The 13,523-nt window shown below is 70.2% G+C and carries 10 protein-coding genes; 9 read left to right on the forward strand and 1 reads right to left on the reverse strand.

The window, feature by feature from the left end:
• Positions 1-375 precede the first annotated feature (375 nt).
• From sucC to ACKOQ4_RS14990, 3 genes are read left to right on the forward strand one after another with little or no spacing between them, the layout of a single operon-like run.
• The gene (sucC, locus tag ACKOQ4_RS14980) at positions 376-1,554 is read left to right on the forward strand and encodes an ADP-forming succinate--CoA ligase subunit beta (RefSeq protein ID WP_526293208.1); all 1,179 of its coding nucleotides are present in this window, start codon (positions 376-378) and stop codon (positions 1,552-1,554) included.
• Positions 1,555-1,557: 3 nt separating this feature from the next.
• Positions 1,558-2,460: a succinate--CoA ligase subunit alpha gene (gene sucD, locus ACKOQ4_RS14985; RefSeq protein ID WP_526293210.1), complete on the forward strand. Its 903-nt coding sequence runs from the start codon at positions 1,558-1,560 to the stop codon at positions 2,458-2,460.
• Between the two features lie 22 nt (positions 2,461-2,482).
• Positions 2,483-3,994: an acetyl-CoA acetyltransferase gene (locus ACKOQ4_RS14990; protein WP_526293212.1), complete on the forward strand. Its 1,512-nt coding sequence runs from the start codon at positions 2,483-2,485 to the stop codon at positions 3,992-3,994.
• On the opposite strand, the gene ACKOQ4_RS14995 is transcribed toward ACKOQ4_RS14990, so the two are convergent.
• Positions 3,991-4,842, reverse strand: a complete 852-nt coding sequence (locus ACKOQ4_RS14995; RefSeq protein WP_526293214.1) for an LLM class F420-dependent oxidoreductase — start codon at positions 4,840-4,842, stop codon at positions 3,991-3,993. The two genes, ACKOQ4_RS14990 and ACKOQ4_RS14995, sit on opposite strands and share 4 nt — an antisense overlap.
• A 133-nt stretch (positions 4,843-4,975) precedes the next feature.
• Here ACKOQ4_RS14995 and ACKOQ4_RS15000 point away from each other — a divergent pair, with 133 nt between their 5' ends.
• From ACKOQ4_RS15000 to ACKOQ4_RS15025, 6 genes are all read left to right on the forward strand, one after another.
• Positions 4,976-5,794 (forward strand): DUF5336 domain-containing protein, encoded by an 819-nt coding sequence (locus ACKOQ4_RS15000; protein ID WP_526293216.1) that lies wholly within the window; start codon positions 4,976-4,978, stop codon positions 5,792-5,794.
• 44 nt (positions 5,795-5,838) lie between these two features.
• A complete protein-coding gene (locus ACKOQ4_RS15005) occupies positions 5,839-7,338 on the forward strand; it encodes a cell division protein PerM (RefSeq protein WP_526293218.1) in 1,500 nt (499 codons plus the stop codon).
• Positions 7,339-7,348: 10 nt separating this feature from the next.
• Positions 7,349-7,978: a phosphoribosylglycinamide formyltransferase gene (gene purN, locus ACKOQ4_RS15010; protein WP_526293220.1), complete on the forward strand. Its 630-nt coding sequence runs from the start codon at positions 7,349-7,351 to the stop codon at positions 7,976-7,978.
• Positions 7,975-9,555, forward strand: coding sequence for a bifunctional phosphoribosylaminoimidazolecarboxamide formyltransferase/IMP cyclohydrolase (gene purH / locus ACKOQ4_RS15015; RefSeq protein ID WP_526293222.1), 1,581 nt, complete (start codon positions 7,975-7,977; stop codon positions 9,553-9,555). Before purN ends, purH begins: the two co-directional genes overlap by 4 nt.
• Before the next feature lie 107 nt (positions 9,556-9,662).
• Positions 9,663-11,042 carry a sigma 54-interacting transcriptional regulator gene (locus ACKOQ4_RS15020; RefSeq protein ID WP_526293224.1) on the forward strand — a complete coding sequence of 460 codons (1,380 nt, stop codon included), beginning with the start codon at positions 9,663-9,665 and terminating at the stop codon, positions 11,040-11,042.
• 2 nt (positions 11,043-11,044) lie between these two features.
• Complete coding sequence (locus tag ACKOQ4_RS15025) at positions 11,045-13,018, forward strand: vWA domain-containing protein (protein WP_526293226.1); 1,974 nt, start codon at positions 11,045-11,047, stop codon at positions 13,016-13,018.
• The last annotated feature ends 505 nt before the right edge of the window (positions 13,019-13,523 follow it).

The raw sequence follows: 13,523 nt of genomic DNA on the forward strand, positions 1-13,523 counted from the left end.
CCGGGGCCGGCGTACTTCTCCGGCACCTCGAGCAGCGGGGTCAGATCTTCGACATCGGACAGCTCAGGGCGATCCAGAACAGTCTTGTCAGTGGCGCGTGCGCGGGGGTTCGTCGATGGGGCCGACCGAAGCTGCGTCAAAACAAAATCCTCGAGTTCCGTGACCAAAGCGTTATCTAGACCGGAGAACGGTAACCAAAATCTCACTGACGCCGCAAGCCGAGTGGGAATTAACACAGCCGAAGGTGACCCGGGTCACGCCGACTCCGGACGTGACCACCAGGTTCGGGCAGATGGATGTTAGGCCCTGCCGCCTGCAGATACAGTTCCCCGGAGCGACCTCGTCAAACCTAGTAGAGAGTCCAGCAGGTAGCCCATGGATCTTTTCGAGTATCAGGCGAAGGAGCTCTTCGCCAAGCACGGTGTACCGACCACGCCGGGGCGGGTCACCACCTCCGCGGAGGACGCCAAGGCCATCGCGACGGAGATAGGCCGGCCCGTGATGGTCAAGGCGCAGGTCAAGACCGGCGGCCGGGGCAAGGCCGGCGGCGTGAAGTTCGCCGCGACCCCGGAAGACGCCTACACCCACGCCGGGAACATCCTCGGCCTGGACATCAAGGGACACATCGTCAAGAAGCTGCTTGTCTCCGAGGCCAGCGACATCGCCGAGGAGTACTACCTCTCCTTCCTGCTGGACCGGGCCAACCGCACCTACCTGGCGATGTGCTCGGTTGAGGGCGGCATGGACATCGAGGAGGTCGCCGCCACCAAGCCCGACCGGCTGGCCAAGGTCCCCGTCGACGCGGTCAAAGGGGTCGACGTGGCCTTCGCCCGCTCGATCGCCGAGCAGGGCCACCTGCCCGCCGAGGTGCTCGACGCGGCCGCGGTCACCATCGCCAAGCTGTGGGAGGTCTTCGTCGCCGAGGACGCCACCCTGGTCGAGGTCAACCCGCTGGTGCGCACACCCGACGACCAGATCCTGGCGCTGGACGGGAAGGTCACCCTCGACGGCAACGCCGACTTCCGCCACCCCGACCATGCCCAGTTCGAGGATGTGACCGCCACCGACCCGCTGGAGCTGAAGGCCAAGCAGCACGACCTGAACTACGTCAAGCTCGACGGCGAGGTCGGCGTGATCGGCAACGGCGCGGGGCTGGTGATGTCGACCCTGGACGTGGTCGCCTACGCCGGGGAGCGCCACGGCGGGGTCAAGCCGGCCAACTTCCTCGACATCGGCGGCGGCGCCTCGGCGGAGGTGATGGCCGCGGGCCTGGACGTGATCCTCGGCGACAAACAGGTCAAGAGCGTCTTCGTCAACGTATTCGGCGGGATCACCTCCTGCGACGCGGTGGCCAGCGGCATCGTCCAGGCGTTGCAGATGCTGGGCAGCAGCGCCAACAAGCCGTTGGTGGTTCGTCTGGACGGCAATGCCGTCGAGGAGGGCCGGCGGATCCTGGCCGAGGCCAACCACCCGCTGATCGTCGTCGCCGACACGATGGATTCGGGAGCGGACAAGGCGGCCGAACTCGCCGCTGCCGCCGGAAAGGACGCCTGAGACATGTCGATCTTCCTGAACAAGGACTCCAAAGTCATCGTCCAGGGCATCACCGGCGGCGAGGCCACCAAGCACACCGCGCTGATGCTCAAGGCCGGCACCCAGATCGTCGGGGGTGTCAACGCGCGCAAGGCGGGCACCACCGTCGCGCATAAAGACAAGAACGGCAACGACATCGAGCTGCCGGTGTTCGGTTCGGTGGCCGAGGCGATGGAGAAGACCGGTGCCGACGTGTCGATCGCGTTCGTGCCCCCGAAGTTCGCCAAGGACGCGATCGTCGAGGCGATCGACGCCGAGATCCCGCTGCTGGTTGTGATCACCGAGGGAGTCCCCGTGCAGGACACCGCCTACGCGTGGGCCTACAACGTCGACCACGGCAGGAAGACCCGCATCATCGGGCCCAACTGCCCGGGCATCATCACCCCGGACGAGGCGCTCGTCGGAATCACCCCCGCCACCATCACCGGCAAGGGGCCGATCGGCCTGGTCTCCAAGTCGGGCACCCTGACCTACCAGATGATGTACGAGCTCAGGGATTTCGGCTTCTCCACCGCGATCGGCATCGGCGGGGACCCGGTGATCGGCACCACCCACATCGACGCGATCGAGGCGTTCGAGAAGGACCCCGAGACCAAGGTGATCGTGATGATCGGTGAGATCGGCGGCGACGCCGAGGAGCGCGCGGCCGACTACATCAAGGCCAACGTCACCAAGCCGGTCGTCGGCTACGTCGCCGGCTTCACCGCACCGGAGGGTAAGACGATGGGCCACGCGGGCGCGATCGTCTCGGGTTCGTCGGGCACCGCCGCCGCCAAGAAGGAGGCGCTGGAGGCCGCCGGGGTCAAGGTGGGCAAGACGCCCTCGGCGGCAGCGCAACTGGCCCGGGACATCCTCAAGAACCTGTGACCTCCCCTGCGCGGGCGGACAGGTGACGCCGGTGCTCGTCGGCGTCGGGCAGTTCACCGAACGCATCGACGACCCGGCTTACCGCGGTATGTCCTCGGTGGAACTGGCCGTCGCCGCGGCGCGGGCCGCACTGGCCGACACCGGCGTGGCCACCGCAGTGGCGCGGGCTCTCGACACGGTCGTGGGAATCCGGCAGTTCGAGCTGTCCAGCAAGGCTCCCGCACCGCTGGGGCGGTCGGCCAACTACCCGCGGGCGGTGGCACAGCGTGTCGGGGCCTCGCCGGCGCGGGCCGTGCTGGAACCCATTGGGGGACAGGGCCCGCAGCATGTGATCACCGAGTTCGCCGGTGCGATCGCGGCCGGCCGGGCCGACGTGGTCATGGTGGTCGGCTCGGAGAACGGCTCCACCCTGCGGCACTTCGCGAACCGGCCGGACAAGCCCGACCATTCCGACGAGGCCGGCGGGCAACTGGAGGACCGCGGATTCGGGTACGAGGGACTGTTCACCAAATACACCGTCGCGCACGGACTCGTCGGCGCTCCGGCCCAGTACGGCGTGCTGGAGAACGCCCGGCGCGGCCGGGTCGGACTGTCGGTGGCCGCATACCGCCGCGCGATGGCCGAACTGTTCGCGCCGTTCACGAAAGTCGCTGCCGCAAACCAGTATTCGGCTTCCCCCGTCGTTCGGACGGTCGAGGAGATCATGACGGTGACCGACGAGAACCGGATGATCTGCGATCCCTACCCGCGTCTGCTGGTGGCCCGCGACCAGGTCAACCAGGGCGCCGCCGCGGTACTGATGTCCGCCGAGACGGCCGGGCGCCTGGGTGTACCGCAGGACAAGTGGGTGTACCTGCGCGGTCACGCCGACGTGGTGGACCAGCCGCTGCTGGACCGCGCCGACCTGAGCTACAACTCGGCCTCGATCCTGGCCGTCGAGGAGGCGATGCGGGTCGCCGGCGTGGGGATCGGCGACATCGCCACCTTCGACCTGTACAGCTGTTTTCCGGTGCCGGTGTTCAACTTCTGCGACGGCACCGGCCTGGCCACCGACGACCCGCGGGGACTGACGCTGACCGGTGGACTGCCGTACTTCGGCGGTCCCGGCAACAGCTACTCGCTGCACGCCATCGCCGAGACCGTGAACCGAATGCGTTGCGCACCCGGATCTTTCGGCCTGGTCGCCGCCAACGGCGGCATCATCAGCAAGTACTCGGTCGGGGTGTACTCCACTGAGGCTGCCGAGTGGACGGAGGACGGCAGCGCCGAGTTGTGCGACCGGGTCGCCGCGCGGCCCGCCACGCCCATCGCCGAACAGGCGGACGGACCGGCCGTCATCGAGACCTACACGGTGCGTTACGACTGGCCGGTGCGCACCGGGATCGTCGTGGGGCGTCTGGAGTCCGACGGCAGCCGGTTCCTGGCGCTCTCCGAGGACCCGGATCTGGTGGGCCTGCTCAGCGACGGTGAGCCGCTCGGGGCGTCGATCACCGTCGAGCACGATGAAAGAGGAAACCGGGCGGCCCTGCGTTAGAGGCCGATCGCGGCGAGCTTGCCGGCCAGCCGCTCGACATAGCCGCCGACCTCGGCCACCGACTTGTCCGGCAGCCCGAACAGCACCTCGGTGACGCCAATCTGCGCCCAGTGCGCCAGCTTCTCGGGCACCGGCTTGAAGTCCAGCGCCACGATCCGCGGCGCGCCCTGCCGCCCGGCGTCGGCCCAGATCTGCTGCAGCAGCCGCACCGGCGCGTCGATGTCGAAGTCGCGCGGGGTGGTGATCCAGCCGTCGGCGCTGCGGGCGATCCACCGGAAGTTCTTCTCGGTGCCGGCCGCGCCGACCAGCACCGGGATGTGCGCCTGCACCGGCTTCGGCCACGCCCAACTCGGCCCGAAGTCGACGAACTCGCCCTCGTAGGACGCCTCCTCCTGCGTCCACAGCGCGCGCATCGCCTCGATGTATTCGCGCAGCATGGTGCGACGGCGGCCGGGCGGAACCTTGTGATCGGCCAGTTCGTCGGTGTTCCAGCCGAAGCCGACGCCCACGCTGACCCGTCCGGAGGACAGATGGTCCAGGGTGGCGATCGTCTTCGCCAGGCTGATCGGGTCGTGCTCGACGGGCAGCGCCACCGCGGTGGACAGTCGCACCCGCGAGGTCACCGCCGCGGCGGTGGCCAGGCTGACCCACGGGTCCAGCGTGCGCGTGTAGCGGTCGTCGGGCAGAGAGGCGTCGCCGGTGGTGGGGTGCGCCGCCTCGCGCTTGACCGGTATGTGGGTGTGCTCGGGTACGTAGAAGGTGGCGAACCCGTGGTCGTCGGCGAGTTTGGCCGCGGCGGCGGGCGTGATGCCGCGATCGCTGGTGAAGAGCACGAGCCCGTAGTCCATGCCCAGAATTAGAACGTGTTCTAGCGAAGGCGGCAAGGCTTGGGGGCTGCAGCCCACGCCCCGCCCGGTTCAGCGGCGGGGCCCGAGTCGTGCGCTAGCGTGGGCGGCAGGTCCGAGCACCCGAGGAGAGACCATGACGTACCCGCCCGCCGGCCAGGGATATCCGGCGCCGCAGCAACCCGGAGGCTACGGCGTTTCGGCTGGCGTTTCGGCTGGCGTTTCGGCCGGCTATCCGGCCGGCTATCCGGCCGGCGCGGGCGCCCCCGGTCCGGTGCCGCACGCCGGAGCGCAGCCGGGCGCCGCTCCGCGGGTGCCGTCCTATCTCCCGCTGATCACCCTCGCCTTCGGCCTGGCGGCCTATCTGGCCAGCTTCGGGCCGCTGCTGAGCATCAACACCAACATGGGCCCGTTCGGCGGCGCGGAGTTCACCGCCAGCGGCCTGAGCTACTGGACGGTGGCCGCGCTGGTTGCCGCCCTGCTGGCCGGGGTGTCGTTGCTGCCACGGGCGGGCAGGTCCTACACCGCGATCATCGCGGTGGCCGCGGTACTGGGCCTGCTGCTGGTCATCGCTCAGGTGATCAACCGGCCGTCGGGCGTCTCGATCGGGTGGGCGCTGTGGCTGGTGCTGCTGTTCACCCTGCTACAGGCCGGCGCGGCGGTGACCGCGCTGCTGTTCGAGAACGGAATGCTCACCCCGCCGGCCCCACGCCCGCGCTACGACCAGTACGGCCCGTACGGCCCGGTGCCCACCGGCTACTACGGCCAGCCCGGCACTGGGCCGGCGCAGGGGTATCCGGGTCAGTTCACCGGCTACCCGCCCGGCGCGTACGGCCCGCCGGACGCCGGCGCCCCCGACACGCCGCCGACCGGGATCCCGATCCAACAGCCCCCGTCGGGAACCGGGCCGTCGGCGGAGCCGTCGGGTTCCGGCCCGGGCGCGATCCAGCCCTGACGCCGCCCCGCTAACCACTCGCGGTGCGACGAGTGACAAAACGAGTGACAGGGATTCAGGGCAGGTCGCCGGCGGCTGCCGACGCCCCGCAGTCCGGTGATCTGGTTCGGGTCGCCTTCGGGCCGTCGATGGTGGCGATCGTCGTCATCGCCGCGATCGTCCTGGTTCAGCTCGTGGTCGCCAACAGCGACCTGACCGGAACCCTCGGAGCGGTGGCCAGTCTCTGGCTGGCCGTGCACCAGGTCCCGGTCACGATCGCCGGCCAGCAGTTGGGCGCGCTGCCGCTCGCGCCGACGGCGTTGATGGTGTGGGGGACGGCGCGCACGGTCGCGCAGATCACCCCAGCGCGCGGTTCGTTGTTCGTCATCCGGTGGATCGCCGCCTCGGCGGTCGGCGGGCCGCTGCTTATCGCCGCGGTGGCGCTTGCGGTCGTCCACGATGCCGCCTCGGTGATCACCGACCTGCAGACCCCGAACGCGCTCGGGGCCTTCGCGGGCGTGGCCGTCGTCCACGGGCTGGGTGCGCTGATCGGGATCTGGCCGAGCATCGGGCGGCGGGTCGCCTCGATCGTCGGCGCTCCCGGGTGGGTCATCGAGGCGGTCCGTCCGGCCCTGGTGGGTGTCGCCGCACTGCTCTCGCTGTCGTGCGCCGTGGTGGCGGCGTCGCTGGTCGTGCACTGGGGGACCATGCACGATCTGTTCGTCATCACCGACTCCTTCGTCGGGCAACTGAGCCTGGCCCTGCTGTCGCTGTTGTATCTGCCGAACGTCGTGGTGGGCGCGGCCGCGGTGGCGGTGGGTTCCAGTGCCCACATCGGGTTCGCGACATTCAGCGCGTTCACCGTGTTCGGCGGTGACATCCCGGCGCTGCCGATCCTTGCCGCCGCGCCCACCCCGCCGCTGGGTCCGGTCTGGGTGGCGCTGCTGATCGTCGGCGCCGCCTCCGGGGTTGCCATCGGCCAGCAGTGCGCGCGCCTGCCGCTGCCGCTGCCGCTGGCGTTCGCAAAGCTGGCGGTGGCCTGTGCGCTGGCCGCGGTGATCCTGGCCGTGCTCGCCGTCGCCTGCGGCGGAGCGCTGGGTAACTTCGGTGACGTCGGCGTCGACCAGGTGACCTTCGGGCCCGGAGTGTTCTTCTGGTTCTTCGTCATCGGCGGCTTGACGGTCTCGATGGCCGGCGGCGTGCGGCGCGGGCCGGCTGCCGGCGTCGTCGGGAAGCCGTCGGCGCCACCGATGGCGGAAGCCGAGCCGGAACCCCGGTTCGAGTCCGGGGTCGAGGCCGGGGTCGAGGCCGGGGTCGAGTCCGGGGTCGAGGCCGGGGTCGAGGTGGGCGTCGAGTACGAGCCGGAACCCGAGGCCGGGGTCGAGTCCGAATCGGAGGCCGACCTCGAGCAGGACGAGTCCGCTGCCGAAGCCGAACCGGAGCCGACCCCTCCGCCGCCCCCCGTCACCCCAGCGCCCGACCTCGAGGAGGTCGAGGACCTGATGTTCGTCGACGCCGATATCGAGGACGACGCGCCCCCGCCCGCCCCCGGACCACCGGGCTAGGCTCATCGCCGTGCCCGAACCGATCCGCGTGCCGCCCAGTGCGCCGGCCCGCCTGGTGGTGCTGGCCTCGGGCACCGGTTCGCTGCTGGAGTCGCTGCTGAACGCGGCGACCGGCGACTACCCCGCCCGGGTGGTCGCGGTCGGGGTCGACCGGGACTGCCGGGCCGCGAAGGTCGCCGCCGGCGCGGGGATCCCGTCCTACTGCGTCCGGCTCGGCGACCACCCCGACCGGGAGTCCTGGGACGCCGCCATCACCGCGGCCACCGCCGGGCACAACCCCGACCTGATCGTCTCGGCGGGGTTCATGAAAATCCTTGGGCACCGGTTCCTTTCGCGGTTTCCCGGACGGGTGGTCAACACCCACCCCGCACTGCTGCCGTCGTTTCCCGGTGCGCACGCGGTGCCCGAGGCGCTGGACTACGGCGTGAAGGTCACCGGCTGCACGGTCCACCTGGTGGACGCCGGTGTCGACACCGGGCCGATCCTGGCCCAGCAGGCCGTCGAGGTGCTCGACGGCGACGACGAACAGACCCTGCACGAACGCATCAAGGCCGTCGAACGCCGCCTACTGGTGGACGTGCTGGCCGCGCTTGCGACGCGCGGTGTGACCTGGAGCGGCAGAAAGGCGACCCTGGGATGACCCAGACATTGATCGGCAGGAAGCCCGTCCGGCGGGCGTTGGTCAGCGTGTACGACAAGAGCGGGCTGATCCCGCTGGCGCAGGGCCTGCACGAGGCCGGGGTTGACATCGTCTCCACCGGATCGACCGCCAAGACCATCGCCGCCAAGGGCATTCCGGTCACCCCGGTGGAGTTCGTCACCGGCTTTCCCGAGGTGCTCGACGGCCGGGTGAAGACCCTGCACCCGCACATCCACGCCGGCCTGCTGGCCGACACCCGCAATCCCGAACACCTTGCCGCGCTGGAGAAACTGGGCATCGAACCGTTCGACCTCGTGGTGGTCAACCTCTATCCGTTCAGTGAGACCGTGGACTCCGGCGCGGAGATCGACGAGTGCGTCGAGCAGATCGACATCGGCGGACCGTCGATGGTGCGCGCCGCCGCCAAGAACCACGCCAGCGTCGCCGTCGTTGTGGAGCCGCTGGGCTACGACGGTGTGCTGGCCGCGGTACGGGGTGGCGGCTTCACCCTCGACGAGCGAAAGAAGCTGGCCGCGTTGGCCTTCCGGCACACCGCCGACTACGACGTCGCAGTGGCGGGCTGGATGCAGTCCACCCTGGTCCCGCCGGCCGACGACACTCCGGTCTTCCTCCCGCCCTGGTTCGGCCGCAGTTGGCGCCGCACCTCTCTGCTGCGCTACGGCGAGAACCCGCACCAGCAGGCCGCGCTCTACAGCGACGACGTCGGCTGGCCCGGCCTTGCGCAGGCCGAGCAACTGCATGGAAAAGAGATGAGCTACAACAACTTCACCGATTCCGATGCCGCCTGGCGGGCGGCGTTCGACCATCAGCAGATCTGCGTGGCGATCATCAAGCACGCCAACCCGTGCGGCATCGCGATCTCGCACGAGTCGGTCGCCGACGCCCACCGCAAGGCCCACGCCTGCGACCCGCTGAGCGCCTTCGGCGGAGTGATCGCGGCCAACACCGAGGTCACCTGTGAGATGGCCGAGCAGGTCGCCGACATCTTCACCGAGGTGATCATCGCCCCCGCCTACCAGGAGGGCGCGGTGCAGATCCTGGCCCGCAAGAAGAACATCCGGGTGCTGGTGGCCGCCGAGCCGACCCTCGGCGGGGTGGAGATCCGCCAGATCAGCGGCGGTCTGCTGATGCAGGAGCGGGACGAACTCGACGCCCCCGGCGACGACCCGGCGAACTGGACGCTGGCGACGGGCGCTGCCGCCGAGGGCCCGACGCTGGAGGATCTGGTGTTCGCCTGGCGCACCTGCCGCGCGGTGAAGTCGAACGCGATCGTCGTCGCGGCCGACGGCGCCACCGTCGGCGTCGGCATGGGTCAGGTCAACCGCGTCGACGCGGCGCGGCTGGCCGTGGAACGCGGCGGTGACCGGGTTCGCGGCGCGGTGGCGGCCTCCGACGCCTTCTTCCCCTTCCCCGACGGGCTGGAGGTGCTCACCGCGGCCGGCGTGAAGGCCGTCGTGCACCCCGGCGGTTCGGTCCGCGACGACGAGGTGACCGCCGCTGCCGCGGCGGCCGGGATCACCCTCTACCTCACCGGCGCCCGGCACTTCGCGCACTGAACCCGCCCTCCGGCGCGAGCAGACACGAACTCGCACGTTTCGGACGAAATTCTTGCGAGTTTGCGTCTGCTCGGCGGATGGCCGGAGCGCCGTCGTAGCGTGATGGGGTGACCGCCGAAGAAGCCCTCCCCACGACCCTGGGCGCACTGCGCGCCTCCGGCCACCGGGAGCGCAGCGTCAAACAGGAGATCCGGGACAACCTGCTGGCCGCGCTGGCAGGGGGTGGCGACGTGTGGCCGGGCATCTTCGGATTCGAGGACACCGTCCTGCCGCAACTGGAGCGGGCTCTGATCGCCGGGCACGACTTCGTGCTGCTCGGCGAGCGCGGCCAGGGCAAGACCCGGCTGCTGCGCTCGCTGGCGAACCTGCTCGACGAATGGACGCCGGTGATCGCCGGTGCCGAACTCGGCGAGCACCCCTATTCCCCGATCACTCCGGAGTCGATGCGCCGTGCCGCCGAGCTCGGCGACGACCTCCCGGTGGCGTGGCGGCACCGCAGCGAGCGCTACACCGAGAAGCTGGCCACCCCCGACACCAGCGTGGCCGACCTGGTCGGCGATGTCGACCCGATCAAGGTGGCCGAGGGCCGCTCCCTAGGCGACCCGGAGACCATCGCCTACGGCCTGATACCGCGGTCGCACCGCGGCATCGTCGCGGTCAACGAACTGCCGGACCTGGCCGAGCGCATCCAGGTGGCGATGCTGAATGTGATGGAGGAGCGCGACATCCAGGTTCGCGGCTACACCCTGCGGCTGCCGCTGGACGTACTCGTGGTCGCCAGCGCCAACCCCGAGGACTACACCAACCGCGGGCGCATCATCACCCCGCTCAAGGACCGCTTCGGCGCGGAGATCCGCACCCACTACCCGCGTGAACTCGAGGCCGAGGTCGGGGTCATCGAGCAGGAGGCGCACCTGACCGCGAAGCTGCCGGCCTACCTGCTGCAGATCATCGCGCGCTTCACCCGGCTGCTGCGGGAGTCGAACTCGGTGGACCAGCGATCCGGGGTGTCGGCCCGCTTCGCCATCGCCGCCGCCGAGACCGTCGCCGCCTCGGCCCGGCACCGCGGCGCGGTGCTCGGCGAGGACGAACCGGTAGCCCGCATCGTCGACCTCGGCACGGTGATCGACGTGCTGCGCGGCAAGTTGGAATTCGAGTCGGGGGAGGAGGGCCGGGAGATCGCCGTGCTGGAACACCTGCTGCGCCGGGCCACCGCCGACACCGCGCAGAAGGCGCTGGGCGGTATCGACGTCGGGCCGCTGGTCGTCGCGGTCGGCACGGCCACGGTGACCACCGGCGAGCAGGTGCCGGCAAAGGACGTCCTCGCGGCGCTGCCCGCCATGCCGGTCATCGCCAAGATCGGCGAACGGCTCGGGGCCGCCAGCGAGGGTGAGCGTGCCGCCGCGCTGGAATTGGCGCTGGAGGCGCTGTACCTGGCCAAGAAGATCGACAAGACGACCGGCGACGGCGAAACGGTGTACGGCTAGCCATGTCCCGGCACGACTCCCGGTACTCGGCCTACACCGGCGGCCCCGATCCGCTGGCTCCGCCGGTCGACCTGCGGGAGGCCCTGGAACAGATCGGCCGCGACGTCATGGAGGGGACCTCGCCCCGCCGGGCCCTGCAGGAACTGCTGCGCCGGGGCAACCGGAACCTCACCGGGGCCGACCGGCTGGCCGCAGAGGTCAACCGCCGCCGCCGGGAACTGCTGGCGCGCAACAACCTTGACGGCACCCTGCAGGAGATCAAGAAGCTGCTCGACGAGGCCGTGCTGGCCGAGCGCAAGGAACTGGCCCGGGCATTGGACGACGACGCCCGTTTCGCCGAGATGCAGATCGAGTCGCTGCCCCCGTCGCCGGCCAAGGCCGTGCAGGAGCTGTCCGGCTATGACTGGCGCAGCCCCGAGGCGCGGCAGAAGTACGAGCAGATCAAGGATCTGCTCGGCCGGGAGATGCTCGACCAGCGCTTCGCCGGGATGAAGCAGGCCCTGGAGAACGCCACCGATGAAGACCGCCAGGCCGTCAACGAGATGCTCGACGACCTGAACGAACTGCTGGACAAGCACTCTCGCGGCGAGGACACCGGCGAGGACTTCCACGAATTCATGGCCAAACACGGCCGGTACTTCCCGGAGAACCCGCGCAACGTCGAGGAGCTGCTGGACTCGCTGGCCCAGCGCGCCGCGGCCGCCCAGCGGTTTCGCAACAGCCTCAGCCCCGAGCAGCGCGCCGAACTCGATGCCCTGGCCCAGCAGGCGTTCGGCTCCCCCCAGCTCATGCAGTCGCTCAGCCGGCTGGACTCGCACCTGCGCGCGGCGCGGCCGGGGGAGGACTGGGACGGCTCGGCGGAGTTCTCCGGGGACAACCCCCTCGGCATGGGCCAGGGCGCGCAGGCGCTGTCCGACATCGCCGAGCTGGAGCAGTTGGCCGAACAGCTCTCGCAGAGCTACCCCGGCGCGACCATGGACGACGTCGACCTCGACGCGCTGGCCCGCCAACTCGGCGACCAGGCCGCCGTCGACGCCCGGACGCTGGCCGAACTGGAGCGCGCCCTGATGAACCAGGGCTTTCTGGACCGCGGCTCCGACGGCAAGTGGCGGCTTTCCCCGAAGGCAATGCGCCAGCTGGGCCAGGCGGCGCTTCGCGATGTGGCACAACAGCTTTCCGGCCGTCACGGTGAGCGGGAGACCCGTCGTGCCGGCGCCGCCGGCGAGCTCACCGGCGCCACCCGACCGTGGGAATTCGGCGACACCGAGCCGTGGAACGTCACCCGTACGGTGACGAATGCGGTGTTGCGGCGGGCCGGGGGTCCGAATGCCGGGGGCCCGGTGCGGATCGCCGTAGACGACGTCGAGGTCTCCGAGACCGAGACCCGCACCCAGGCTGTGGTGGCGTTGCTGGTGGACACCTCGTTCTCGATGGTGATGGAGAACCGGTGGCTGCCGATGAAGCGCACCGCGCTGGCGCTGAGCCACCTGGTGAGTACCCGGTTCCGCTCGGATGCCCTGCAGATCATCGCCTTCGGACGGCACGCCCGCACCCTCACCGCCGCGGAGTTGACCGGCCTGGAGGGTGTCTACGAACAAGGCACCAACCTGCACCACGCGCTGGCCCTGGCCGGGCGGCACCTGCGCCGGCACCCCAGTGCCCAGCCGGTGGTGCTGGTGGTGACCGACGGCGAGCCGACCGCGCACCTGGAGTCCTTCGAGGGCCGCCGGCCGGCGACGGTGTTCTTCGACTACCCGCCGCACCCGCGGACCATCGCCCACACCGTGCGCGGCTTCGACGAGGTGGCCCGGCTGGGCGCCCAGGTGACCATCTTCCGCCTCGGCGACGACCCCGGCCTGGCCCGGTTCATCGACCAGGTGGCGCGACGGGTGGAGGGCCGGGTCGTAGTGCCCGACCTCGACGGACTCGGCGCGGCGGTGGTGGGTGACTACCTGAGGTCACGGCGTCGGCGGTGAGCCGCCGCGGACGGGTGCCGCGACGAGCAAACCCCGTTCGGCGCGGGCGGACCTGACCCGGCACGGCGGCCGCGGGTCCGGATCCCGGCCCGCGCGGGACGCCTGGTTTCCCGCGGCCCCGGGCCCCTGGACGCCCGACCCCGGTGCCGCCACGGCGGCCGGCCGGCCCGGGCCAGTCATTGCTCACCGGCCGTGATCGAACGGCTATCTCATGGTCATGACACGACGCCCTGAAATGAGGTGTTTGCTGACGGCTAATCGCAGGTCGGGGTGCCGTTACCCTTCGCCCACGAGGAATCCGTGACCCTGGCAAACAAAACCGCCCCCGATCGACCCTGAGAGGAAAGTGAAAAAATACCCAGGGCGTGCTGATTAAGCTCAGCAAACCGGGCGGAGGTTGGCGAAACTGGCCGGGTACTGCACTAAGGGCCTCACAGGCGGGGAGCTCGACTGCCGTCAATTTCCCGGGTTCCGATTTGCCGTTTGGCAAACCTGCCCGTAGTAT

The organism is Mycobacterium sp. (assembly GCF_046095365.1).
Classification (GTDB): domain Bacteria; phylum Actinomycetota; class Actinomycetes; order Mycobacteriales; family Mycobacteriaceae; genus Mycobacterium.

Coding starts and splice junctions, on each gene's coding strand:
- sucC (WP_526293208.1), top strand. CDS start 376: ATGGATCTTTTCGAGTATCAGGCGAAGGAGCTCTTCGCCAAGCACGGT.
- ACKOQ4_RS15025 (WP_526293226.1), top strand. CDS start 11,045: ATGTCCCGGCACGACTCCCGGTACTCGGCCTACACCGGCGGCCCCGAT.
- sucD (WP_526293210.1), top strand. CDS start 1,558: ATGTCGATCTTCCTGAACAAGGACTCCAAAGTCATCGTCCAGGGCATC.
- purH (WP_526293222.1), top strand. CDS start 7,975: ATGACCCAGACATTGATCGGCAGGAAGCCCGTCCGGCGGGCGTTGGTC.
- ACKOQ4_RS15000 (WP_526293216.1), top strand. CDS start 4,976: ATGACGTACCCGCCCGCCGGCCAGGGATATCCGGCGCCGCAGCAACCC.
- ACKOQ4_RS14995 (WP_526293214.1), bottom strand. CDS start 4,842: ATGGACTACGGGCTCGTGCTCTTCACCAGCGATCGCGGCATCACGCCC.